General features: G+C 66.0%; 23 protein-coding genes and 1 tRNA gene. 10 read left to right on the top strand and 14 right to left on the bottom strand.

The window, feature by feature from the left end:
- Positions 1-49: 49 nt before the first annotated feature.
- From MBR110_RS04800 to recA, 6 genes are all read right to left on the bottom strand, one after another.
- On the bottom strand, positions 50-754 hold the full coding sequence (locus MBR110_RS04800) for a TerC family protein (RefSeq protein WP_059669393.1): 705 nt from the start codon (positions 752-754) through the stop codon (positions 50-52).
- Positions 755-913: 159 nt separating this feature from the next.
- Positions 914-1795 (bottom strand): succinate--CoA ligase subunit alpha, encoded by an 882-nt coding sequence (gene sucD, locus MBR110_RS04795; protein WP_011885924.1) that lies wholly within the window; start codon positions 1793-1795, stop codon positions 914-916.
- Positions 1796-1863: 68 nt separating this feature from the next.
- Positions 1864-3030, bottom strand: coding sequence for an ADP-forming succinate--CoA ligase subunit beta (gene sucC, locus MBR110_RS04790; RefSeq protein WP_011885925.1), 1167 nt, complete (start codon positions 3028-3030; stop codon positions 1864-1866).
- 68 nt (positions 3031-3098) lie between these two features.
- Positions 3099-3707 (bottom strand): DUF2889 domain-containing protein, encoded by a 609-nt coding sequence (locus tag MBR110_RS04785; protein WP_011885926.1) that lies wholly within the window; start codon positions 3705-3707, stop codon positions 3099-3101.
- A 146-nt stretch (positions 3708-3853) separates the two neighbouring features.
- Positions 3854-4711, bottom strand: coding sequence for a recombination regulator RecX (gene recX, locus MBR110_RS04780; protein WP_181709205.1), 858 nt, complete (start codon positions 4709-4711; stop codon positions 3854-3856).
- Positions 4711-5781: a recombinase RecA gene (gene recA, locus MBR110_RS04775; protein ID WP_011885928.1), complete on the bottom strand. Its 1071-nt coding sequence runs from the start codon at positions 5779-5781 to the stop codon at positions 4711-4713. The genes recX and recA overlap by 1 nt, the downstream gene beginning before the upstream one ends.
- A gap of 188 nt (positions 5782-5969) precedes the next feature.
- On the opposite strand from recA, the gene MBR110_RS04770 reads away from it, so the two are divergent.
- From MBR110_RS04770 to MBR110_RS04745, 6 genes are all read left to right on the top strand, one after another.
- A complete protein-coding gene (locus MBR110_RS04770; RefSeq protein ID WP_011885929.1) occupies positions 5970-6701 on the top strand; it encodes a response regulator transcription factor in 732 nt (243 codons plus the stop codon).
- A gap of 17 nt (positions 6702-6718) precedes the next feature.
- Positions 6719-8266: a sensor histidine kinase gene (locus tag MBR110_RS04765; RefSeq protein ID WP_045578814.1), complete on the top strand. Its 1548-nt coding sequence runs from the start codon at positions 6719-6721 to the stop codon at positions 8264-8266.
- Positions 8267-8482: 216 nt separating this feature from the next.
- Positions 8483-10141: an MFS transporter gene (locus tag MBR110_RS04760; protein ID WP_014723584.1), complete on the top strand. Its 1659-nt coding sequence runs from the start codon at positions 8483-8485 to the stop codon at positions 10139-10141.
- 128 nt (positions 10142-10269) lie between these two features.
- Positions 10270-10346: transfer RNA gene (locus MBR110_RS04755), tRNA-Met, on the top strand.
- A 145-nt stretch (positions 10347-10491) separates the two neighbouring features.
- Positions 10492-11229, top strand: coding sequence for a hypothetical protein (locus MBR110_RS04750; RefSeq protein ID WP_046423941.1), 738 nt, complete (start codon positions 10492-10494; stop codon positions 11227-11229).
- On the top strand, positions 11229-11723 hold the full coding sequence (locus tag MBR110_RS04745) for a hypothetical protein (RefSeq protein ID WP_059888388.1): 495 nt from the start codon (positions 11229-11231) through the stop codon (positions 11721-11723). Before MBR110_RS04750 ends, MBR110_RS04745 begins: the two co-directional genes overlap by 1 nt.
- Positions 11724-12152: 429 nt before the next feature.
- On the opposite strand, the gene MBR110_RS04740 is transcribed toward MBR110_RS04745, so the two are convergent.
- The 4 genes from MBR110_RS04740 to MBR110_RS04725 all read right to left on the bottom strand — a co-directional run bounded on the left by MBR110_RS04740 (position 12153) and on the right by MBR110_RS04725 (position 15051).
- Positions 12153-12365 carry a hypothetical protein gene (locus MBR110_RS04740; RefSeq protein WP_155416583.1) on the bottom strand — a complete coding sequence of 71 codons (213 nt, stop codon included), beginning with the start codon at positions 12363-12365 and terminating at the stop codon, positions 12153-12155.
- Between the two features lies 1 nt (position 12366).
- The gene (locus tag MBR110_RS04735; protein ID WP_146230212.1) at positions 12367-12615 is read right to left on the bottom strand and encodes a hypothetical protein; all 249 of its coding nucleotides are present in this window, start codon (positions 12613-12615) and stop codon (positions 12367-12369) included.
- Between the two features lie 296 nt (positions 12616-12911).
- Positions 12912-13886, bottom strand: coding sequence for a LysR family transcriptional regulator (locus MBR110_RS04730; RefSeq protein ID WP_011885933.1), 975 nt, complete (start codon positions 13884-13886; stop codon positions 12912-12914).
- A gap of 196 nt (positions 13887-14082) precedes the next feature.
- A complete protein-coding gene (locus MBR110_RS04725; protein ID WP_059735410.1) occupies positions 14083-15051 on the bottom strand; it encodes a GlxA family transcriptional regulator in 969 nt (322 codons plus the stop codon).
- Between the two features lie 117 nt (positions 15052-15168).
- Here MBR110_RS04725 and MBR110_RS04720 point away from each other — a divergent pair, with 117 nt between their 5' ends.
- Both MBR110_RS04720 and MBR110_RS04715 read left to right on the top strand, forming a co-directional pair.
- Entirely contained in the window at positions 15169-15852 is a 684-nt protein-coding gene (locus MBR110_RS04720) for a DJ-1/PfpI family protein (RefSeq protein ID WP_011885935.1), read from the top strand.
- Positions 15853-15944: 92 nt separating this feature from the next.
- Positions 15945-16256: a cupin domain-containing protein gene (locus tag MBR110_RS04715; RefSeq protein WP_011885936.1), complete on the top strand. Its 312-nt coding sequence runs from the start codon at positions 15945-15947 to the stop codon at positions 16254-16256.
- A gap of 157 nt (positions 16257-16413) precedes the next feature.
- On the opposite strand, the gene MBR110_RS04710 is transcribed toward MBR110_RS04715, so the two are convergent.
- A complete protein-coding gene (locus MBR110_RS04710; protein WP_011885937.1) occupies positions 16414-16806 on the bottom strand; it encodes an MAPEG family protein in 393 nt (130 codons plus the stop codon).
- Positions 16807-17110: 304 nt separating this feature from the next.
- Between MBR110_RS04710 and MBR110_RS04705 the strand changes: the two genes are divergently transcribed.
- Positions 17111-20203, top strand: coding sequence for a transglycosylase domain-containing protein (locus MBR110_RS04705; RefSeq protein WP_181709204.1), 3093 nt, complete (start codon positions 17111-17113; stop codon positions 20201-20203).
- A gap of 45 nt (positions 20204-20248) precedes the next feature.
- Here MBR110_RS04705 and MBR110_RS04700 read toward each other — a convergent pair whose 3' ends face one another.
- Positions 20249-20596: a GFA family protein gene (locus tag MBR110_RS04700; protein WP_011885939.1), complete on the bottom strand. Its 348-nt coding sequence runs from the start codon at positions 20594-20596 to the stop codon at positions 20249-20251.
- 251 nt (positions 20597-20847) lie between these two features.
- Positions 20848-21552: a FadR/GntR family transcriptional regulator gene (locus tag MBR110_RS04695; RefSeq protein WP_011885940.1), complete on the bottom strand. Its 705-nt coding sequence runs from the start codon at positions 21550-21552 to the stop codon at positions 20848-20850.
- 134 nt (positions 21553-21686) lie between these two features.
- Here MBR110_RS04695 and dgoD point away from each other — a divergent pair, with 134 nt between their 5' ends.
- Complete coding sequence (gene dgoD, locus MBR110_RS04690) at positions 21687-22835, top strand: galactonate dehydratase (RefSeq protein WP_011885941.1); 1149 nt, start codon at positions 21687-21689, stop codon at positions 22833-22835.
- Positions 22836-22961: 126 nt separating this feature from the next.
- On the opposite strand, the gene MBR110_RS04685 is transcribed toward dgoD, so the two are convergent.
- Positions 22962-23897, bottom strand: coding sequence for a copper resistance D family protein (locus MBR110_RS04685; protein WP_011885942.1), 936 nt, complete (start codon positions 23895-23897; stop codon positions 22962-22964).
- Positions 23898-24065: the final 168 nt, after the last annotated feature.

Raw genomic sequence — 24065 nt, 5'->3', positions numbered from 1 at the left:
ATCGTAGCCAGCGGGCCGCGCGGCCGACACTCGGCCTGACGGCCAACCGTCAATGCGCTTGCGGGACGCCGCGGCGGCGCCGCAGCAGGAAGCCGGCGGCGACGACGAACAGCGCGCCGGCAATGCTCGCGCCGTAGATCGCGGCCGGCGTATCGAGCACCGGCCAGCCATCGCCGACCGGATCGTGGACCATCAAACCGCCCGCGATCCAGCCGAGCAGGCCGGCGCCGAACGCGACGATGATCGGGAAGCGATCGAGCAGCCGCAGCACCAGCGTGCTGCCCCACACGATGATCGGCACGCTCACGATCAGCCCGAAGATCACCAGCGCCAGCCGGTGCTGCGGATCGGCCTGCTCGGCCGCGCCCGCGATCGCGATCACGTTGTCGAGGCTCATCACGGCGTCGGCGAGCACGATCGTCTTCACCGCGTCCCACAGCCGATCGGCCGGCTTGACGCTGTCGTGCGCGTCGGCGGCCGGCGCCATCAGCTTGATGCCGATCCACAGCAACAGCAGGCCGCCGCCGAATTTCAGGAACGGCACGTCGAGCAGTGTGACTGCAAATGCAATCAGCGCGACGCGCAGCATGATCGCGCCGGCCGTACCCCACACGACGCCGCGCAGCCGCTGATTGGCCGGCAGGTTGCGGCACGCGAGCGCGATCACGACCGCGTTGTCGCCGCCGAGCAGGATGTCGATGACGACGATCTGCAACACGGCGCCCCAGTGCAGCGACGTCAGGAATTCAGGCATGAGTGGCGGCAGGTGCAGGATGACGGCCGCCCGACGGGCGGCCCGGTTGGTCGTCGGCACACGCAGTGCGCATGCGCCCCGGCTTACAAATTAATTTCGCGAGCATAACAAAAAACGCCGGCTGGGCCGGCGTTTCTTGCAGGACGAACCACGCGGAACTTACAGCGCCTTCTTCAGCAGACGGCCCATTTCCGACGGGTTGCGCGTGACGGTGATGCCGCACGCTTCCATGATTTCCAGCTTCGCTTCGGCCGTGTCCGCACCGCCCGAGATCAGCGCGCCGGCGTGGCCCATGCGCTTGCCCGGAGGCGCCGTGACGCCCGCGATGAAGCCGACCACCGGCTTCTTCATGTTGTCCTTGATCCACTGAGCGGCGTTGGCTTCGTCCGGACCGCCGATTTCGCCGATCATCACGACCGCATCCGTATCCGGATCGTCGTTGAACATCTGCATCACGTCGATGTGCTTCAGACCGTTGATCGGGTCGCCGCCGATACCGACCGCCGACGACTGGCCGAGGCCGAGTGCCGTCAGCTGCGCAACGGCTTCATACGTCAGCGTGCCCGAACGCGACACGACACCGATGCGGCCCTTGCGGTGGATGTGGCCCGGCATGATGCCGATCTTGAGCTCGTCCGGCGTGATCGTGCCCGGGCAGTTCGGCCCGAGCAGCAGCGTCTTGCGGCCTTCGCGACGCATGCGGTCCTTCACTTCGATCATGTCGCGCACCGGAATGCCTTCGGTGATGCAGATCGCGAGATCGAGGTCGGCTTCGACCGCTTCCCAGATCGCTGCAGCTGCGCCTGCCGGCGGAACGTAGATGACCGACACGGTCGCGCCGGTTTCAGCCTTCGCTTCCTTGACGCTTGCGTAGATCGGAATGCCTTCGAAATCTTCGCCGGCCTTCTTCGGGTTCACGCCCGCGACGAACGCTTCGCGGCCGTTTGCATATTCACGGCAGGCGCGCGTATGGAACTGACCGGTCTTGCCGGTAATGCCCTGCGTGATGACCTTCGTGTCCTTGTTGATCAGAATCGACATGTATTTTGACCTCTGTTCGATTGGCGTCGCGTGCACACCGCGCCGCCATGCGTGTTCATTGAGCGCGCTTACTTGCCTGCCGCAGCCGCGACGACCTTCTGCGCAGCCTCTTCCATGCTGTCTGCCGAGATGATCGGCAGGCCCGAATCGGCCAGCATCTTCTTGCCGAGGTCCTCGTTCGTGCCCTTCATGCGCACGACGAGCGGCACGTTCAGGTTCACGGCCTTCGAACCGGCGATCACGCCTTCCGCGATCACGTCGCAGCGCATGATGCCGCCGAAGATGTTCACGAGGATCGCCTTCAGGCCCGGGTTCTTCAGCATCAGCTTGAACGCTTCGGTGACCTTCTCGGTCGTCGCGCCGCCGCCGACGTCCAGGAAGTTCGCCGGCTCGCCGCCGAACAGCTTGATCGTGTCCATCGTCGCCATCGCGAGGCCTGCGCCGTTCACGAGGCAGCCGATGTTGCCGTCGAGCGAGATGTACGCGAGATCGAACTTCGATGCTTCGATTTCAGCCGGATCTTCTTCGTCGAGATCGCGGTACGCGACGATTTCCGGGTGGCGGAACAGCGCGTTCGAGTCGAAGTTGAACTTCGCGTCGAGTGCGGTGACCTTGCCGTCGCCGGAAACGTTCAGCGGGTTGATTTCGGCGAGCGACGCGTCGGTTTCCCAGAATGCCTTGTACAGGCCTTGCAGGATCGTGCGCGCTTGCGGGATCGATGCAGCCGGCACGCCGATCTTCGCGGCGAGGTCGTCCGCCTGCGCGTCGAGCAGGCCCGTCGACGGCTCGACGATGACCTTGTGGATCAGTTCCGGATGCTTTTCCGCAACTTCTTCGATGTCCATGCCGCCTTCGCTCGAACCCATCAGAACGATCTTTTGCGACACGCGATCGACGACGAGGCTGACGTACAGCTCCTGCTTGATGTCGGCGCCTTCTTCGATCAGCAGACGGTTGACCTTCTGGCCTTCCGGACCCGTTTGGTGCGTAACGAGCTGCATGCCGAGGATCTGGTTCGCGTATTCACGAACCTGCTCGATCGTCTTCGCGACTTTCACGCCGCCGCCCTTGCCGCGACCACCCGCGTGAATCTGAGCCTTCACGACCCACACCGGGCCGCCCAGCTCTTCTGCCACCTTGACGGCCTCGTCAACCGAGAACGCCGGCTTGCCGCGCGGTACCGCGACTCCGAATTTCCGCAGGATTTCCTTACCCTGGTACTCGTGAATCTTCATGCGTGATTCCCTTCAGTCTGAGAGATGGATGAAATGTCGCTTAAGACGCTTCTTCGAATGATTTCCGTTCATTCCTTCGTGCTGCCTTCAACGCGCATATCGGGCCGGATCGGACCATACCAGCGCGGGTAATACTGCCGCACGACTTCGCCGTCGAACCGCAACGCCTGGCAGCGGCCGAGCTGGAACGGCGGCTCGACGTGCTCCACGCCGTGGCCCGGCCCTTCGCCGCCTTCCTCGCGCACGTTCCACACGTCACCGGCGAACGCCTGGATCGCCGCCGTCGGCAGCACGGCGCACAGTTCGGTGAGGTGGGAGCAGCCTGCGACGCCGGCGAGCAGCCGGTTCGCGTTACGGCGGAAATTGCGGAAGAGGTTGAGCCCGATGAGGGCCCGATAGGCGGGAGGAGCAGATTGGCAGTGACCGGGATAGGGAACCCATTCCGAGGACGCTTCGGCGTCGACGACATTGAGGTCACGATCGATGGTCACGCGCAGCCAGAGTTCGTGAATCGGCAAGCCCTGGGGCCGAATGCCCGACGCAAGCGCAACATCGCGCGGCTTGTGATCGGTCAGGCAGGCTTCGATGTCCCACAAGCCGTCGCCGCGCTCGTAGGCTTCCGCTCGGATTGCGCGTCGATGTCGCAACTGACGGGGCACGGGCTCGGATAGCGGCATGCTGGAGGTTGAGGCCGAAGAGGAAAACCCGTGGATTTTAGCATATTGGGTATCTGAGGCATGGGCGCGCGACGGCGGGTATTCCCGCCTGTCCGGAAGCGGTTGCGTTGCAGCAAAATCGCGCGCAGCGCGCGCGACGGAGCCCGTCAGTCGTCGATCGGAAGATCGTCGCCGGCCTTCAGCAACTTCACGATGGTCGCGCTCGAGAAGCCCCGCGCCGCGAGAAAGCGCGCCTGCTTCGCGCGCTCCGCCGGAGTTTGCGGCAGCGCACCGAATTTCTTGCGCCAGACGGCCTGCGCGCGGGTCAATTCGGTCTCGCGCAATTGTGCATTCACTTCTTCGACGAGCGTGTCGCCGACTGCATGGCGTTTCAGTTCGCTCACGATGCGCGCGACGCCGACACGCGATGCGCGACGATGCACGAGGCTCTCGGCAAAGCGTGCGTCGGACAGCCAGCCTTCCTGCTCCAGCGCATCGAGCACCGGCTCGACGGATTCGTCCTCGCCGACGTACGGTGCGAGCTTGCGGGCCAGCTCCGCGCGGCTGTACTCGCGCCGCGACAGATAGCCGAGCGCGCGGCCCTTCAGCGAGCGCGGCGGCTTCGACGATTTGCGCTCGGCAGTGGCGGAAGGCTCGCCGGCAGCACCGCCGGACGCGCGACGCGTGCGGCGCGGATGCTGACTGCTGCGCGTGTAGACATCTTCCGTGACCGGCGCCGCGGCATCGGCCGCGCGCGCGCCGAGGATGCCGATACCCGACACGCGCCGACGCGACCGGTCGTGCGCATCGAACGATTCGTCGTCGTCGAACGGATCGACCGGCGGCGCAATCTCAAACGAAACGAGGGCATCGTCGGATGCCCTCGTTTCGGTGCGATGCTCGGCACGACTGCCCGCGCTGCGCCGGTCGGTGCCCGAGGATGCGGCTCGCCGGCCGGAGCGCCCCGTCACGTCGGACGTGTCGCTCGCTTCCGGTTCGCCGGCCTGCCCTCGGCGCCCTGCCATCACTCTTCTTCGTCCATCGCCTCGGCTTCGTCGACCACGCCATCGGGCATCGCGACGACACCGAGCGACTCGCGAATGCGGTTCTCGATCTCGCGTGCGATTTCGGGATTCTCGCGCAGGAATTCACGCGCGTTGTCCTTGCCCTGACCGATCTTCTCGCCGTTGTAGCTGTACCAGGCGCCGGCCTTGTCGACGATTTTCGCCTGCACGCCGAGATCGATGATCTCGCCCTGACGCGAAATGCCTTCGCCGTAGAGGATGTCGAAGATCGCTTCGCGGAACGGCGGCGATACCTTGTTCTTGACGACCTTCACGCGGGTTTCGTTGCCGATCACCTCGTCGTTCTTCTTGATCGAGCCGATCCGGCGGATGTCCAGACGCACCGACGAATAGAACTTCAGTGCATTGCCGCCCGTCGTGGTTTCCGGGTTGCCGAACATCACGCCGATCTTCATCCGGATCTGGTTGATGAAGATCACGAGGCAGTTCGTGCGCTTGATCGTGCCCGTCAGCTTGCGCAGCGCCTGCGACATCAGACGCGCCTGCAGACCCGGCAGCGAATCGCCCATCTCGCCTTCGATTTCGGCCTTCGGCACCAGTGCCGCGACCGAGTCGATGACGATCATGTCGATCGAGCCCGAGCGCACGAGCGCGTCGGTGATTTCGAGCGCCTGTTCGCCGGTGTCCGGCTGCGAGATCAGCAGCTCCGGCACGTTCACGCCGAGCTTCGCCGCGTACTGGACGTCGAGCGCGTGCTCGGCGTCGATGAAGGCTGCCGTGCCGCCCAGCTTCTGCAGCTCGGCGATCACCTGCAGCGTGAGCGTGGTCTTGCCGGACGATTCCGGACCGTAGATTTCGACCACCCGGCCGCGCGGCAGGCCGCCGACGCCGAGCGCGATATCGAGGCCCAGCGAGCCCGTGGAGACGACCTGGATGTCTTCCTTCACGTCGCCGTCGCCCATCCGCATGATCGACCCTTTGCCGAACTGCTTCTCGATCTGCGCGAGTGCGGCCGCCAGCGCCTTGCTCTTCTCGGCGGTCATCCCGGAGCCCTTCTTGCTATCTTCCATGAATCGTCCTTTGCTATGATGAGCAGCGTCTGTCAGAGGCGCGCCCGCTTCAAGCGCTGCCCACGAATGCAGACACTGTATAAAAAAACAGTGTTTTATGCAAGCCCGCAATGCAGGCTGCGTTGTACACGGATCAGTTCGGAGACAGCCGCGCCGGCGCGCCCGCCCGCCGGCCATCGGTCAGCAACATGCGAATTCTCATCGCCGAAGACGACAGCATACTCGCGGACGGCCTCACCCGGTCACTCCGCCAATCGGGCTATGCGGTCGACCACGTGAAGACCGGCGTCGACGCCGATACCGCCCTGTCGATGCAAAGCTTCGACCTCCTGATCCTCGATCTCGGGTTGCCGAAAATGTCCGGGCTCGACGTGCTCAAGCGCCTGCGCGCGCGCAATTCCAACCTCCCCGTCCTGATCCTGACGGCCGCCGACAGCGTCGACGAGCGCGTGAAGGGGCTCGACCTCGGCGCCGACGATTACATGGCCAAGCCGTTCGCGCTCAACGAACTCGAGGCGCGCGTGCGCGCGCTGACCCGGCGCGGCGCCGGCGGCGGCCCGACCGTCGTGCGCCACGGCTCGCTCGCGTTCGACCAGGTCGGCCGCATCGCGTATGCGAACGAGCGCGTGCTCGACTTGTCCGCGCGCGAGCTCGGGCTGCTCGAAGTGCTGCTGCAGCGCATCGGCCGGCTCGTGTCGAAAGAGCAGCTCGTCGACCATCTGTGCGAATGGGGCGAGGAAGTCAGCAACAACGCGATCGAAGTGTACGTACACCGGCTGCGCAAGAAGATCGAGCCGAGCGGCGTGCGGATCTCCACCGTGCGCGGCCTCGGCTACTGCCTCGAGAAAGCCGCGCCCGCGGCGCCGGCCGACCCGGCTGCCGCTGCGCCGCCCGCGGCGGCCGGCACGCCGCTGCGCTGAGCCCGGCCGTCGCCGCGATGGCCTCGCCGGTCCATTCCCGCCCTTCGGCCGGCGAGCAACCGTCCGCCGCCGACGCCGCGCGCGATGCGCGCTACGAGAACCCGTTCGCGCCGCCCGACGAAACCGAGACGCCCGAGGCCGCGCGCCCGCGCTCGCTGTTCGGCGAGATCCTCGACTGGATGCTCGCGCCGCTCCTGTTGTTGTGGCCGATGAGCATCGCCGTCACCTATCTGGTCGCGAAGACGATCGCCAACGGCCCGTTCGATCGCGCACTGGAGACCAACGCGTACGTGCTCGCGCGGCAGATCCACCCGGTCAACGGCGTCGCCGAGCTGACGCTGCCGCAGCAGACGCGCGACTTCCTGCGCGCGGACAACGTCGACAGCGTGTATTTCCAGGTGCTCGGCACGCGCGGCGAGCTGGTCGCGGGCGAGGCCGACATGCCGCTGCCGCGCGAAGAAGACCGGCCGCCGCCGGGCGTCGTCGTGTTCCGCGACGATCTGCTGCGCGGCAACGACGTGCGCGTCGCGTACACGACCGTCGCGTTGCCGACGCCGGGCGGCCCGCAGCCGGTGCTCGTGCAGGTCGGCGAGACGCTCGACAAGCGCAACGCGCTCGCGAACGACATCATCAAGGGCGTGATCCTGCCGCAGTTCGTGATCCTGCCGCTCGCGATCCTGCTCGTCTGGTTCGGGCTGTCGCGCGGGCTCGCGCCGCTCAACGCGCTGCAGGCGCACATCCGCGCGCGGCGGCCCGACGACCTGTCGCCCGTCGAGGCGCAGCGCGCGCCGCCCGAGATCGAGCCGCTCGTCACGTCGTTCAACGATCTGCTGGCGCGCCTCGAACAGAACATGGCGCTGCAGAAGCGCTTCATCGCCGACGCCGCGCACCAGATGAAGACGCCGCTCGCCGGGCTGCGCACGCAGGCCGAATTCGCGCTGCGTCATCCGGTGCCGCCCGACGTGCAGCGCTCGCTCGAGCAGATCGCGACCAGTTCCGAACAGGCCGCGCGGCTCGTCACGCAACTGCTCGCGCTGGCGCGCGCCGAGAACCGCGCGAGCGGGCTGACGTTGGAGCCGGTCGAGATCGCCGAGCTCGCGCGCCGCACGGTGCGCGACTGGGTGCAGGCCGCGCTCGCGAAGGGGATGGATCTCGGCTACGAAGGCCCGGACGACGACGCGCCGCTCAACGTCGACGGCAACCCCATGATGCTGCGCGAAATGCTCGGCAACCTGGTGGACAACGCGATCCGCTACACGCCCGACGGCGGCCGCATCACGGTGCGCGTGCGCGCCGAGCGCGACGCGCAGCGCGTCCACCTCGAAGTGGAGGACACCGGCCCCGGCATCCCGGCGGCCGAACGCGGCCGCGTGGTCGAGCGCTTCTACCGGATCCTCGGCCGCGAAGGCGACGGCAGCGGCCTGGGGCTGTCGATCGTGCGCGAGATCGCCGAGCAGCACGGCGGCACGCTGACGCTCGACGATCACGTGTACCAGCAGACGCCGCGCCTCGCGGGCACGCTGGTGCGCATCAGCCTGCCGCTGTCAGGCAGCGCTGCGGATTAACCCTGACAGGCGCGTGACGAATCGCGGCGAAACCGGTGTTTTACCGCCTGTTTGCGGCACGATCGGGCCGCGAAACCGCCGATTCGTCGCGGGTTAACGCGCAGTCAATTTGTGCATGCGAGTCAGTGCGCCGTAAGTTTCCGTGCCAATAATCGTCGTCAGGCCCGCCCTCCCAAAGCGGCCGCACATCTATATCAAGGGACTTGGAGACGATTCATGGCAACGCTAGGCGAGCAAATTTCGCACTCGCCGATGACGGGCGAAGAAAAGAAGGTGATCTTCGCGTCGTCGCTCGGCACCGTGTTCGAGTGGTACGACTTTTATCTGGCCGGATCACTCGCGGCCTACATCAGCAAGAGCTTCTTCTCCGGGGTCAACCCGACTGCCGCGTTCATCTTCACGCTGCTCGGCTTCGCGGCCGGCTTCGCGGTGCGCCCGTTCGGCGCGATCGTGTTCGGGCGCCTCGGTGACCTGGTCGGCCGCAAGCACACGTTCCTCGTGACGATCGTCCTCATGGGCATCTCGACCTTCGTGGTCGGCTTCCTGCCCGGCTACACGTCGATCGGCATTGCTGCGCCGGTGATCTTCATCGCGATGCGGCTGCTGCAGGGCCTTGCGCTCGGCGGCGAGTACGGCGGCGCGGCGACCTACGTCGCCGAGCATGCGCCGGCCAACCGCCGCGGCTTCTACACCGCGTGGATCCAGACCACCGCGACGCTCGGCCTGTTCCTGTCGTTGCTCGTGATCCTCGGCGTGCGCACCTTCATCGGCGAGGAAGCGTTCGGCAACTGGGGCTGGCGCGTGCCGTTCGTCGCGTCGATCCTGCTGCTCGCGGTGTCGGTGTGGATCCGGATGCAGCTGAACGAGTCGCCGGTGTTCCTGCGCATCAAGGCCGAGGGCAAGACGTCGAAGGCGCCGCTGACCGAAGCGTTCGGCCAGTGGAAGAACCTGAAGATCGTGATTCTGGCGCTCGTCGGGCTGACCGCCGGCCAGGCCGTCGTCTGGTACACGGGCCAGTTCTATGCGCTGTTCTTCCTCACGCAGACGCTGAAGGTGGACGGTGCGAGCGCGAACATCCTGATCGCGATCGCACTGCTGATCGGCACGCCGTTCTTCCTGTTCTTCGGCTCGCTGTCGGACAAGATCGGCCGCAAGCCGATCATCCTCGCCGGCTGCCTGATCGCGGCGCTCACGTACTTCCCGCTGTTCAAGGCGCTCACGCACTACGCGAACCCGCAGCTCGAACTCGCGACGCAGAAGGCGCCGATCACGGTGCTCGCCGATCCGGCCACCTGCTCGTTCCAGTTCAACCCGGTGGGTACGTCGAAGTTCACGAGCTCGTGCGACATCGCGAAGAGCGCGCTCGCGAAAGCCGGCCTGAACTACGAGAACGTCGCGGCGCCGGCCGGTACGATAGCGCAGATCAAGGTGGGCGACACGGTGATCCCGGCCTATGACGGCAAAGCCACCGATGCGAAGGCGCAAGGCGCGGCGTTCGACAAGACGCTCGCGTCGACGCTGAAGGGCGCCGGCTACCCGGCGAAGGCCGATCCGGCGCAACTGAACTGGCCGATGACCATCGTGATCCTGACGATCCTCGTGATCTACGTGACGATGGTGTACGGGCCGATCGCCGCGATGCTGGTCGAGATGTTCCCGACGCGGATCCGCTACACGTCGATGTCGCTGCCGTATCACATCGGCAACGGCTGGTTCGGCGGCTTCCTGCCCGCGACCGCGTTCGCGATCGTCGCGGCGAAGGGCGACATCTATTCGGGGCTCTGGTATCCGATCGTGATCGCGCTGGCGACGTTCGTGATCGGCGTGCTGTTCGTGAAGGACACGAAGAACTCGAACATCTACGCGCAGGATTGACGACGGGTGCGCGGGCGGTGTTTCGCCCGCGCGGTCGGCGCCGGCATGAGACGGTCGGCAACTTTTTTCAGGGAAGATCGAAAAAGGTGTTGACAGCCGGGCGGTAGATCTACATAATTCAAGTCTTCGGCGAATTAGCTCAGTCGGTTAGAGCGACGGAATCATAATCCGCAGGTCCGGGGTTCGAGTCCCTGATTCGCCACCAAAAAAATCAAGGGGTTACGTGCAAACGTAACCCCTTGTTCGTTTCTGCATGTCACCGAAGTGTCAACCGCGCCGAGCAGCGAAGGCGCAACGGTCAGTAGGCTCGCTGGCAGTCTTCACCTTATAATCGGAACGAAGACCGCGCCATGGACAAGACCGAACTCATCCAATTTCGAATCGACGCTTTCACGCCGGACACGCTCCCGATGTCGCGGCTGGCGGAGTATTTGGCACAGCTTGCTGACTTGCTCGGTAGCCACGAGCACGTGCACTTCACGAGTGTGAAAAAGGGGAGCGCGATTCCCCAGGCCAAAGTTGACTATCCGGCTATACCTAAGGTTCAAGCACGGCTGCAACTTGCGCATTCAGTCGATGCGCCGGACGATATTCGGCGGCCGTTTGAGGCGATCAATCGCCTTCTGAAAGCGGACAATGCCAAGGCCACGCTGAAGGCCGGGAATGTCGTCTACGTCAAGTTTCTAGGTCGAGAGATACCCGATGAGAGGCCGTATCGGTTGCGTGAGGCGGGTAGCTTAGACGGCACCGTCATTCGCATCGGCGGTACGGACCGAACGATTCCTGTGTGGCTGCAATCGCTCGATGAACAGACGATCTATAAGGGAATCGAGACAACCCCCGAGACCGCACGAGCACTTGTCGGCCACTACCTCGGCAAGCCCGTTCGCGTTCACGGGCAAGGCGTTTGGGAGCGTTCAAGCGAAGGCGGTTGGAGTCTAGTTAGCTTTCATATTGCTCATTTCGAGGAGCTTGACGATACGCCGGTCGACGAATTACTTGCCAAACTTGCTTTGCATCCGGGTAACGGATGGGCGACACTCGAAGATCCGTTAAAAGAACACCAAACGATCCGGGGACGTGATTAATGGTTGTTTTTGATGCTGGAGTTCTTATCAGTCTCCTCACGCCCCGCAAGACTGAGCTGCACAAGAGAGAGCGCTTAGATTTTCTCGTGCGCACTCTACGTCAGGCTAGAACAAAAATACTCATCCCGACTCCGGCGTTGTCCGAGTTGCTCGTTCACGCCCCAGACCTGGCGGACGAATTCAGTCGATCATCGGGCTTCGAAGTTGTGCCGTTCGATCAACGTGCAGCGATCGAGTGTTCACTCAGCATTCGCACAGCGCTATCCACCGGTAACAAGAAGGGGAAGCAAAACGCGGCCTGGAGCAAGGTCAAATTTGATCACCAGATCGTTGCGATCGCCCGCAGTCGCCTTGCAACGTGCATTTACTCTGACGACACTGGTTTGCGCAACTTCGCACGCTCTATTGGATTGCATGCGATATCGACAGATGAGCTGCCAGAGGACCCCTCGAGAGCTCAGGGTCAGCTTGACCTCGATGAGCAACGTTCATAATCGCAAATCCGTATCTTTGCCAGGGGTCCTCGCGCGTCCAAAGCACCCTTCCCAACGTCTTCCGCCGTCAACGCAATAAATTCTCCGTCGCGATCTTGCCGGTGACCACACGCGACTTCTGAACCTTCTCAAATTCGCCTGCCTCATACCTGCCGCGAGATCGCATCCGCCTGACGAAACCGCTTACAAAACTCGCGCTGTCGCTCAATCGAATTCAGCTTTTCCGCCATACCAACCTCACTTAGTCGGATCAACCTTCTCACCCTTGCCCTAGCGGACGTGGTACCCCGTCGTTGCGATCGACCGGTGCCCTAACGGACGGCTCGACGCCCGAATATCACCGGCCGACTCCATTTTATCTGTTCCCGCTTGCGCACCACATATTAAAGAAGCCACCTATAAATAGATGGCTTCTTTAATAAAAAATGACTATTTTTTATTCTTGGCAGCCTCCTCTGCCATTCTGGCAGTCTGCTCCGCTATTTTCGGGAGAGCTTCGGTAAACGCAAACTTACCGATATTGAAAATGCTTTTACCCAAAATCTTAAGCCCGGCTACAGAGCGCTCCTTCGCTCCATAGCCATCTACAAGCTCCGACCAATCCTCAGATAGGCTCAGGTACTTATCATCATCGCTTTCCATGTCATCGGCGCTCAACTTTGGTAACGATGAACTCATAACCATCACGGCCACTATTCCTTTGTCGAGCCTGTCCTTCGGCAATTTTCACCGCCATGAAATCCGACTCTGCAGCGACATCAATGGTGCCGCTCGTTGAGCTACTACCTTTGCGAAAACTGTAAAAGACTCGATATTTATTCATGAAAATTTCTCCGAAAATAAGGACGTTGTTCATAAATTTACGTCGCCCGCCAAAGTTAACGACATTCATCGACACTTCTTTAGCGCAAGTTTTTGTTAGTGGCCCACCTGTAGATTTTTACAGGTAGACGCTCAGCGGTGACGAACGTGTGGCACTTGGTGTCTCTTTTTTCTGCAGCCGACCCGTCATTTTTAGCTAAGACGCTGATATACCAGGAAATCCTCCAAACAGATGAAATCTCGCTGATTCGCCACCAAATGCGAAAAGCCGCTGTTCCTTTCGGAACAGCGGCTTTTTTCATTGCCGCGCTACCGCCCCACCCGCATCCCCCGCCCACCACCATCACGGCGAGCGCGCCCCGCGAATCAAACCACCACCGCCCCCCTCTGCACCTCCGTCCCTCCGGCCCGCCCCTTCCCGCGCCAGTTCTCCCCGCCCTCCAGCGACGGCGTCGCCTCGAACAGCTCCGCGATCCAGTCAGCGAACACGCGCACCTTCTGCGACAGATGCCGGTTGTGCGGATAAACGATCGAGATCGGCTTGGGCTTCGGATTGCACTCGGGCAGCACCTCGACCAGCGAGCCGTCGCGCAGATGCGGCAGCACCATGAACAGCGTCGGCTGGATCATCCCGAACCCTTCGAGGCCGCTCGTCACGTACGCATCCGAATCGTTCACGGTGACGGTGCCGGCCATCCGCACCTCGACCGGCTTGCCGTCGATCATGAACACCCACGGAATCGGACGCGCGCCGTGGCTCGCCCGGAAATTCACCGCATGATGGTCGGCCAGATCGGCGATCTCCTGCGGCTCGCCATGACGCGCCAGATAGTCGGGCGACGCGCAGGTCACGCGCTTGAGCATGCCGATCCGTCGCGCGACCATCGACGAATCCTCCAGCGGACCGACGCGGATCATGCAGTCGATCCCCTCCTCCACCGGATCCACATAGCGGTCGGACAGCCCGAGATCGAGCGCGATGTCGGGAAAGCGCTGCCGAAAGATCGACAGCGACGGCAACACCACACGCCGCCCGAGCGAGTTCGGCATATGCACGCGCAGCACGCCGCTCGGCTTGCGGTTGCCGGTCTGGAAGCTCGCATCGACTTCGGCGATCTCCGCGATGATCTTCATGCAGTGCTCGTAGTACGCCGCACCTTCCGGCGTCAGCGACAGCCGGCGCGTCGTCCGATGCATCAGGCGCACGCCGAGCAGCGCCTCGAGATTCTGGATGATCGTCGTCACCGACGCGCGCGGCATCGCGAGCGTGTCCGCCGCGCGCGTGAAGCTGTTCGCGTCGACCACGCGGGTGAAAACTTCCATTGCCTGAATGCGGTCCATGCTGCGCCCCTCTACAAATCGCCAACAGGACAGAATAGAGCGCCCACCGGCCGCGGCACAAGCCCCGGCCCATTGTTCCGCAAGCCCGAACAGTACGCGCCGCCTCGGCCTCAAAGTGCGCGACTTCCATGCGATTGCCTCACATCGCACCCGACCACATCCGGTAATCGCATCGTGAGCATCCCGCCTCGCCCCATCACCGCACGAAGCGCTCCCGATACCCCTGCGGCGACACACCGAGCACACGCACGAAACTGCGCCGCAGCGTCTCCTCCGACCCGAAGCCGCAGCGCGTGGCGATCCGCTTGATCGGCCAGTCGGTCTCGCCGAGCAGCCGTTGCGCCGCTTCGATCCGAATCTGTTCGACCGCCCGCGCGGGCGTGCAGCCGGTGCCCGCGCGATAGTGACGCACGAAGCTGCGCTCGCTCATGCTGACGCGCTCGGCAAGCGCGGGCACCGACAGATCGGCCGCGAGGTGTTCGGCGATCCACGCATGCAGTTCGCCGAAGCGGTCGTCGGTGCGCTGCATCGACAACATCGCGCTGAACTGCGCCTGCCCGCCCGGCCGCTTCAGGAACACGACGAGTTCGCGCGCGGCGTCGAGTGCGATCGCGCGCCCGAGGTCCTCCTCGACGAGCGCAAGCGCGAGATCGATGCCGGCCGTCACGCCGGCCGACGTCCACAGCGCGCCGTCGCGGATGAAGATCGGATCGGGCTCGACGCGCACGTTCGGATAGCGCGCGGCGAATTCGTCGCAACGCGCCCAGTGCGTGACGGCGCGCCGCCCGTCGAGCAGGCCGGCCTCCGCCAGCAGGAACGCGCCGGTGCATACGGACGCGACGCGTCGCGCGTGCTGCGCCTGCCGGCGCACCCAGCGCACCGTGCGCGCATCCCGCGACGCCGCATGCACGCCCTTGCCGCCGGCGACGATCACCGTATCCGGCCGTCCGGCCGAGCGCAGCGAATCGGCCATCACGACGAGCCCGGCGGACGTCTCCACCGGCCCGCCATCGGCCGCCACGACGCGCGGCGCATAGGGCGCCGGTTGCCCGCGCTCCTGCGCGAGCTCGTTGACCGACGCGAACACCTGCAGCGGCCCGCTCACATCGAGCAACTGCGCACGAGGGAACGCGAGGACGACGATCGAACGGGGAGCGGCATGCATGGCGATTGGCTTAAAACGTGGGCGATATGGCAATTTCGCCAAACACTACGCGCCTAGAATCGATCTGTCCATCGTGCGCCGGCAGCGGCGCTTGTCCTTCTCTTCCGGAGTGTTCGCATGACCCTGCATATCGGCCTTCTCGTGTTTCCGGGCGTCCAGCAACTCGATCTCACCGGCCCGCACGACGTGCTGGCGTCACTGCCCGATGCGGCCGTCCATCTGGTCTGGAAATCGCGCGACACCGTCGCATCGAGCAGCGGCCTCGCGCTCGCGCCGACCTGCACGTTCGACGATTGCCCGCCGCTCGACGTGATCTGCGTGCCGGGCGGGATCGGCATCAACGAGTTGCTGCTCGATGCGCAGACGATCGCGTTCGTGCAGCAACGCGCGGCCACCGCGCGCTACGTCACGTCGGTGTGCACCGGCGCGCTGCTGCTCGGCGTGGCGGGCTTGCTGAAAGGCCGCCGCGCGACGACGCACTGGGCGTTTCACTCGTTGCTCGAACCGCTCGGCGCGGTGCCCGTGCGCGAACGCGTGGTGCGCGACGGCAATCTGATCACCGGCGGCGGCGTGACGGCCGGCATCGATTTCGCGTTGACGATCGCGGCCGAACTCGCCGGCGTCGAAGAAGCGCAGTCGATTCAACTCGCGCTCGAATATGCGCCGGCCCCGCCGTTCGACGCGGGCTCGCCGGATACCGCGCCGGCGTCGGTCCTCGAGCGCGTGACGCAGCGCTCGGCGGCCGGCCTCGAAAAACGCCGGCAGACGATCGACGCGGCATTGCGTGCGATGGCGCGATAGTGCGATAAACGCGTCGAATCCACGTCCTGATCCGAGGCCCGCACGGCCTCGTCGCTCCCTGCAAAATTCGAACCGCACCTGCGAACCCGTCGATGAACATCATCCGCAGCACGACCTTCACCGCCGCGCACCCATGGGGCGCGCTCGACATCGCGAACCTGAACGGCATCACGGTCCGGCTGCACTGGACCGATCGGCCGTATCGCTGGCACGTGAACGACGGCGAGGAAGTGTTCGCGGTGCTCGACGGCCGCGTCGAGATGCGCTATCGCGAAGCCGGCATCGAGCGCGCGACGGTGCTCGAAACGGGCGACCTGTTCCACGCGACGATCGGCACCGAACACGTCGCGCATCCGCTCGGCGAAGCGCGCATCCTCGTGATCGAATCCGCAGGCAGCGTTTGACCGCGCGCGCCACGCCGGTTCGTCGGTCGCGGCTGGCCGGTTCAGATTGCGACGTGCCGCCACGGCGAGCGCATTCGCACGCAGCGTGCTGTAACACGCACGCGCGCTGCACCGAACACCCATCACCGGCGCCGCGTTCGCGCCGCCGCGCGCTCGCTCAGAAGAACAACGATACGCACAGCGCCGCGCCGCACAGATACGTACCGAACGCGCCGGTGAAGCGCACCGGATTGGGTCTGGCCATCGTCGGCCAGACAATCAATCCGACCACCAGCAGGCAGCGGCACACGGTCGCCGCGACGATCAGCGACAGGATCGCGCGAGACGGCGCATGCGCGCCGACATACAGGAACAGCACCGCGAGGAACGGCGCGTATTCGGCCGTGTTGCCGTGCGCGCGCACGACCTTGTGCAACCGGTCGGTCGGATCGGGCAGACATCCCGAACCCGTGGTGTGAAGAAAGCGCGACACCGACACGACGAGCCCGAGCCCGAACAACAGCAGCCCGAGAATCGCCGTACAAAAGAGCGCGACGGGATGGATCGACATGGTGGTCCTCGCCAATACGGGCACGGCGGCACGGCGCCGCGGTCCGCCGATCGTACCGCAGCGGCGCCGCGCCACCCTTGCCGCAACCCGTAGTACCGTCGCGCGGCAACGGGATCGAACCCGATTTGTCGCCCGCGCCCCACGCACGGACGCGGTGCAGCGCGCCCGGCCGACGGCCCGGGCCGGGCACGTGCGTTGCATCCGCGCATCTCGGTAGTGAACACCCTTGGCAGCCCGCTGCGGAGGACTACACTAGTCCTTTATGAGGTGCGGCCGGAGCCTGCGCCTTCAGGGAGACGCCGCCATGAATCGGCCGCTGAATCGCATCCTGCCGCGCATGACCGGGAGTGCATCGGTCTGGACGTGGGTCAAGTGGTCTTTGCTGGCCGCGCTGCTGATCGCGATCGCGATCGTCGCCCGGCTGGTGATAACCGAGATCCAGACGTCGCGCCTGCAAGCGCACTACCTGTCGGAACTCACCCGCGACCTCAGCTACACGGTCGAGGCCGGCCCGAGCGACCACATCCGCTTCCCCGCCAACGGCCCGTACGACGAGCGCCTCGGCTACTCGATGATTCCCGCGTTTCAGCAACGGCTGCTCGCCCGCGGCTTCGTCGTCGGCAAGCAGGCCCGCGACTCGCAGCGGATGCTGTCGCTCGCCGATCGCGGGCTGTTCCTCCCGTATGAAGAGAAGGACCAGTCCGGGCTGATGCTGTTCGATTCGACCGGCGCGCCGCTGTTCGCGACCGTGTTCCCGCAACGCGTGTATGCCGATTTCGACGCGGTGCCGCGCGTGGTCGCCGACGCGCTGATGTTCATCGAGGATCGTTATCTGCTCGACCCGAACCAGCCGAACCGCAACCCGGCGATCGACTGGGGCCGCTTCAGCCGCGCGCTGGCGGACCAGGCGATGCACGTGGTCAACCGTCATCAGGCGCGCCCCGGCGGCAGCACGCTCGCGACGCAGATCGAGAAGTTCCGCCATTCGCCCGACGGCCGCACCGCGACGCCGCCCGAGAAGCTGCGGCAGATCGCGTCCGCGTCGGTGCTCGCGTACCTGAACGGCCCGCAGACGATGCTCGCGCGCCGCGCGATCCTGGTGCGCTATCTGAATTCGGTGCCGCTCGCGGCGCGCGCGCACGTGGGCGAAATCACCGGCATCGGCGACGGCCTCGCCGCGTGGTACGGCCGCGACTTCAACGACGTGAACCGGATCCTGTCAGCGCCGACCACCGGCGACAACGTCGACGCACAGGGCAAGGCGTTCCGCGAGGTGCTATCGCTGATCATCGCGCAACGCGCGCCGTCGTTCTTCCTGAATCGCGGCTATCCGGCGCTGCAGAAGCTGACCGACAGCTACCTGAGGCTGCTCGCGAACGGCGGCGTGATCTCGCCCGCGCTGCGCGACGCGGCGCTCGCCGCGTCGATCGAGCGCAGCGCGCCGCCGCCGGCCGCGCGCGTGCAGTCGTTCGTGTCGCGCAAGGCGGTGTCGTCGGCGCGCGCGTCTCTGTTGTCCGCGCTCGGCATCAGCGACCTGTACCAGCTCGATCAGCTCGACCTCGAAGCGACCAGCACGCTCGACAACGGCGTGCAGCAGGCGGTCGCCGAACGCCTCGCGCAGGCGTCGACGCGCGACGGCGCGCAGGCCGCCGGCCTGTACGGCTTCGAGATGCTCGCGCCGAAGGACGATCCGTCACACCTGACGTACAGCTTCACGCTGTACGAGCATCGCAACGGCGCGAACCTGCTGCGCGTGCAGACCGACAGCGTGAACCAGCCGTTCGACGTGAATCGCGGCGGTCGCATCAACCTCGGCTCGACGGCGAAGCTGCGCACGCTGATCACCTACCTGCAGATCGTGACCGAGCTGCATGCGCGCTACGGCGGCCTGTCGAACGCGCAGCTCGCGCAGGTGAAGCTCGATCCGCTCGACGGCTTGTCGCGCTGGGCCGTCGACTACCTGTCGCATACGCGCGAGCGCTCGCTGCAGGCGATGCTCGACGCGGCGGTCGAGCGCAAGTATTCGGCGAGCCCCGACGTGTTCTACACGGGCGGCGGCGCGCAGGTGTTCTCGAACTTCGAGAAGTCCGACAACGGCCGCATCCTCACGCTGCATAGGGCGTTCGAGCATTCGGTGAACCTCGTGTTCGTGCGGCTGATGCGCGACATCGTGCACTACGAGATGCTGAAGGCGGCCGGCCCGTCGTCGTCGTGGCTCGGCGACCCCGAGCAGCGCAAGCGCTACCTCGCGCAATTCGTCGACGGCGAAAGCAAGGTCTACGTGAAGCGCTACTACACGCGCTATGCGGGCAAGGCGCCCGACGACGCGCTCGCGCTGATGTTGCGCGACGTGCGCAAGTCGCCGGCGAAGATCGCGACGGTGTTGCGCAGCGTCGCGCCGAACGAGCCGCGCGCGTGGTTCGATGGGCAGATGCGCGCGCAGTTGAAGGGCACGCCGGCCGCGACGCTGTCCGACGACGATCTCGCCGCGCTCTACGCGAAGTACGCGATCGACCGCTTCAACCTGAACGACCGCGGCTACATCGCGAGCGTCCATCCGCTCGCGCTGTGGACGCTCAACTATCTGCGCGCGCACCCGAACGCCTCGCTCGGCGACGTGCAGCGCGACAGCCGCGACGCACGCGTCTACACCTACTCGTGGCTCTACAAGACGCGCTACCACGCGACCCAGGACCGGCGCATCCGCCACATGGTCGAGCTGCGCGCGTACGAAGAGATCACGAAGGCGTGGCGCGCGCTCGGCTACCCGTTCGCCGAAGTCACGCCGTCGTACGCGGCCGCGATCGGGGCATCGGGCGACCAGCCCGACGCGCTCGCGAAGCTGATCGGGCTGATCGCGAACGGCGGCCAAAAGGCGCCGACCGAGACGATCACGCGCCTCGATTTCGCGAAGGGCACGCCGTACGAAACCCGCTTCGTGCGCGCGGCCGCGCAACCGCAGCCGTTGCTGCCGCCGGAGATCGTCAAGGTGGCGCACACGCTGCTGCGCGACGTGGTGCTGAACGGCACGGCACGGCGCCTCGCAGGCGGCTTCACGCTACCCGACGGCAAGACGCTCGAGGTGTACGGCAAGACGGGGACGGGCGACCAGCGCTTCAACGTGTACGCACGCGGCGCGCGGCTGATCGAATCGCGCAAGGTCAACCGCAGCGGCACGTTCGTGTTCGTGCTGGGCGACCGCTTCTTCGGCGTGCTGACCGCGACCGCGCACGAGCCGTACGCGGCGCGCTACGACTTCACGAGCGCGATGGCCGTGCAACTGCTGAAGTCGATGGCGCCGGCGCTCGCGCCGCTGATCGAGCGGCCCGTGACGGCCGGCACGCGGACGGCTGGCGACGCACCGCAGGCCGAAACGCCGCAGCCGCTACCGTCGTGACGGCCGCGGCGCGTCGCGCGCCGGTGCCGAGCTGCGCCGCGCGCTTCAACGCGAGCGGCCGTCGTAATGCGTGACCGGCAGCACGTCGGGATCGACATCCTCGAGACACCGCACGTTGATGCAGACCATCTCGGTGCCGTTCGGATGCGTGGCCTCGGCGAAGGTGTGGATCCCGCAGCGCTTGCAGAAGCGATGCCGGATCGTGTGCTGGTTGAACGTATAGGTGGCGAGGTTGTCGTCGGGCGTCGAGAACGTGACGTGAGCGCGCGGCACGAACCACAACAGCGCGCCCTTGCGCCGGCAGATCGAGCAATTGCAGGCCATTACGCCCTGCAGGTCGCCTTGGGCGTCGAACTTCACGTCGCCGCAATGACAGCTTCCGCGATACAGCATGGTGATCTCCGAAGCGGCACCGGCGCATCGACGCATGACGGCGGGACGCCGTCACGCGGATGCGCTCGAGCGAGCACAGTAGCGCGCCGCCGCGCCGGCCGCAACGTACTGCGAGCCGCCGCGACGTCAATCGCGGCAGCCGCGACGAACGCGTCACATGACCGCGCCGACCGGCATTCCGCTCGCGACGAATCGGTCTGAACGCAGCGCGCGCAGCCGCCGACGGCGCGCCGGCGCGACCGCCCCGGCCGTCACGAGCGCTCGATGCGCGCGCGCGTCACCGCGAGCAGCGCGGCCATCGCGCGACGGGCGCCGTCCTCGTCGCGCCCGCGAATCGCATCGCTGACGGCCGTATGCTCGGCGAGCGACGCGTTGAACACGTGAGCGCGCCGCGCGTTCAGATGCAGCTGCGCCTCCAGCGTGCGGTCGATCAGCGCGCCGAGCGGCACCAGCAGCTCGTTGCCGCCGGCCTCGAGCACGCTCATGTGAAAGCGCAGGTCGGCGCGCACCCATTCGTCGACGTTGCGCGCCGCCGCCATCGCGCGCACCGCCGCCTCGATCGCGTCGAACCCGCCCGGCCCGTGCGCGCGGGCGGCCAGCGCGGCCGCATGCGGCTCGATCATCTCGCGCATCTCCTGCAGCTTCAGCGCGAACGCGATCGGCGGCGCGACACGCGCGTACCAGTCGAGCAGGTCGGCATCGAGCAGGTTCCATGCGCGACGCGGCCGCACGCGCGTGCCGACCTTCGGCCGCGATTCGACCAGCCCCTTCGACGTCAGCGTGCGCAGCGCCTCGCGCAACACCGTGCGGCTCACGCCGAACATCTCCATCAGGTCCGCCTCGCGCGGCAGCAGCGATTCGGGCGGATAGTCGCCGCGCAGGATCGCCGTCGCAAGCCGGAACGCCGTCTGTCCATGCAGGTCGCGTTGAATGATCGTTCTCCGTTGGGCGGGCAATGCGACGACTGCCCACTATCTGCACAATAGTGCTATTAATACTATTTTTTAGCACGCTACGCTAGGATCACCGTCATGTATTCGGCCGGCACCGCAATCGCACGGCGCGTCGGCCTCCTTCGGAGACTCGCGACATGAAAATCACCCGCCTCGAAACCTTCGTCGTCCCGCCGCGCTGGCTGTTCCTCAAGATCGAAACCGACGAAGGAATCGTCGGCTGGGGCGAGCCGATCGTCGAAGGACGCGCGCACACGGTCGAGGCCGCGGTGCAGGAACTCGCCGATTACCTGATCGGCAAGGACCCGCTGCTGATCGAGGATCACTGGCAGGTGATGTATCGCGCCGGGTTCTACCGCGGCGGCCCGATCACGATGAGCGCGATCGCCGGCGTCGATCAGGCGCTGTGGGACATCAAGGGCAAGCATCACGGCGTGCCCGTGCACGCGCTGCTCGGCGGCCAGGTGCGCGAGCGCATCAAGGTGTATTCGTGGATCGGCGGCGATCGCCCGAGCGACGTCGCCAACAACGCGCGCGCGGTCGTCGAGCGCGGCTTCAAGGCGGTGAAGATGAACGGCTCGGAAGAGCTGCAGATCGTCGACACCTACGACAAGGTCGAGCAGGTGATCGCGAACGTCGCGGCGGTGCGCGACGCGGTCGGCCCGCACGTCGGGATCGGCGTCGACTTCCACGGCCGCGTGCACAAGCCGATGGCGAAGGTGCTCGCGAAGGAGCTGGATCCGTACAAGCTGATGTTCATCGAGGAGCCGGTGCTGTCGGAGAACGCCGAAGCGCTGCGCGACATCGTGAACCAGACCAACACGCCGATCGCGCTCGGCGAGCGGCTCTACTCGCGCTGGGACTTCAAGCACATCCTCGCGGGCGGTTACGTCGACATCATCCAGCCCGACGCGTCGCACGCGGGCGGCATCACCGAGTGCCGCAAGATCGCGACGCTCGCGGAAAGCTACGACGTCGCGCTCGCGCTGCACTGCCCGCTCGGTCCGATCGCGCTGGCCGCGTGCCTGCAGCTCGATGCGGTCAGCTACAACGCGTTCATCCAGGAACAGAGCCTCGGCATCCATTACAACCAGGGCAACGACCTGCTCGACTATCTGCGCAATCCCGAGGTGTTCCGCTACGACGACGGCTTCGTCGCGATCCCGCAAGGGCCGGGGCTCGGCATCGACGTCAACGAGGAGAAGGTGCGCGAAATGGCGAAGACGGGCCACCGCTGGCGCAACCCGGTATGGCGCCACAGCGACGGCAGCGTCGCCGAGTGGTGAAGCAAGGCGGCACGCGCGGCGCGGTGCGCCCGCCGCGCGTCGCATTCGAGACGGCCGCCCGAACGGGCGGCCGTCGTTGCATCTGCGCCGTGCGCGGGCCGCGCGCGCGGCTGCGCCGAACTGCGGTCAGCCCAGCGCCGCAAAGCCCGGCACGCTGAACGACAGCACCGCGGCCGCGACGAACACGCCGATCATCAGCAGCGCCTCGAGATGCAGGATGTTGCGGAACGTATGCGCGTCTTCGGTCGACGCGGTGCGGCGCAGCCGCGGCAACGCGGAGAAGCGATTCAGGCCGCCGAGCACCAGCGCGAGCGCGACCAGCAGCAGCTTGAGCAACAGCACGCGCCCCCACGTGCTGCCGTCGAGCGGCGCGAGCGAGCCACCGAGCCCGCGCAGCGCGTTGAGCACGCCGGTGCCGAGCACGAACACCACTGCGATCGTCGACGTGCGCGACAGCTGCTGGCCGATCCGGATCAGCGCGCCGCGCGCGACCGACGAGCCGAGCGTCGGCAGCACCGCGAGCCCGCCCGCCAGCACGAGGCCGCCCCACACCGCGGTCGCGAGCAGATGCAGCGTCTGCACGCCGACCGCCGCCGACAGCGCGCCCGTGTCGGCCGCATGGCCGAGCGACGCCTTGCCGGCCGCGATCGCGATGACGGCGAGCCACAGCACCGCGTGCGCGAGCGGGCCGTCCGGTTTGGCGAGCGCGACGATCGCCAGCACGACGGCGCCCGCGAACGCCACGCTCCACGCGAAGCCGACGTGGGTCTGCGCGAGCACCGTCGGCAGCGCGCCGAATGCGCCGCCGAGCCCCGTGCCGCTCATCGACGCGGCCTCGTACAGCAGCCAGCCGAGATCGGCGAGCACGAGCGCCAGCGCGGCCGCGACGAGCGAATGTTGCGCGCGCAGCCATGCGGGGTGCGACGGCGCGACGACCGGCCGCGCGCCGTCCTTGCCGAGCCACGCCTTGAGCAGCGCCGAGCCGGCCGCCATCGCGAAGGTCGCGTCCATCAACGCCGCCAGCGCGACCTGCCCGATCCACAGACTGTCGAACCTCGTCATGCGCGACCTCCGCGAAACGGGCTGCGGGCGATACGGCTGCGAGTGCAACGACAGGGAGAAGACGGCAACGGCACGGTAACGAACGTCATCGATGAATCCGGAAACGGGAGAAATGACTGGATCAGCGGCGGAGGCGGCGCCGCGCGACCCGCGAGTGTACGGTCTTCG

Origin of the sequence: Burkholderia sp. MBR-1 (assembly GCF_013822785.1) — a bacterium.
In the GTDB taxonomy this organism is placed as follows: Bacteria; Pseudomonadota; Gammaproteobacteria; order Burkholderiales; family Burkholderiaceae; genus Burkholderia; species Burkholderia vietnamiensis.
This window is presented reverse-complemented; position numbering and strand designations above follow the sequence as displayed.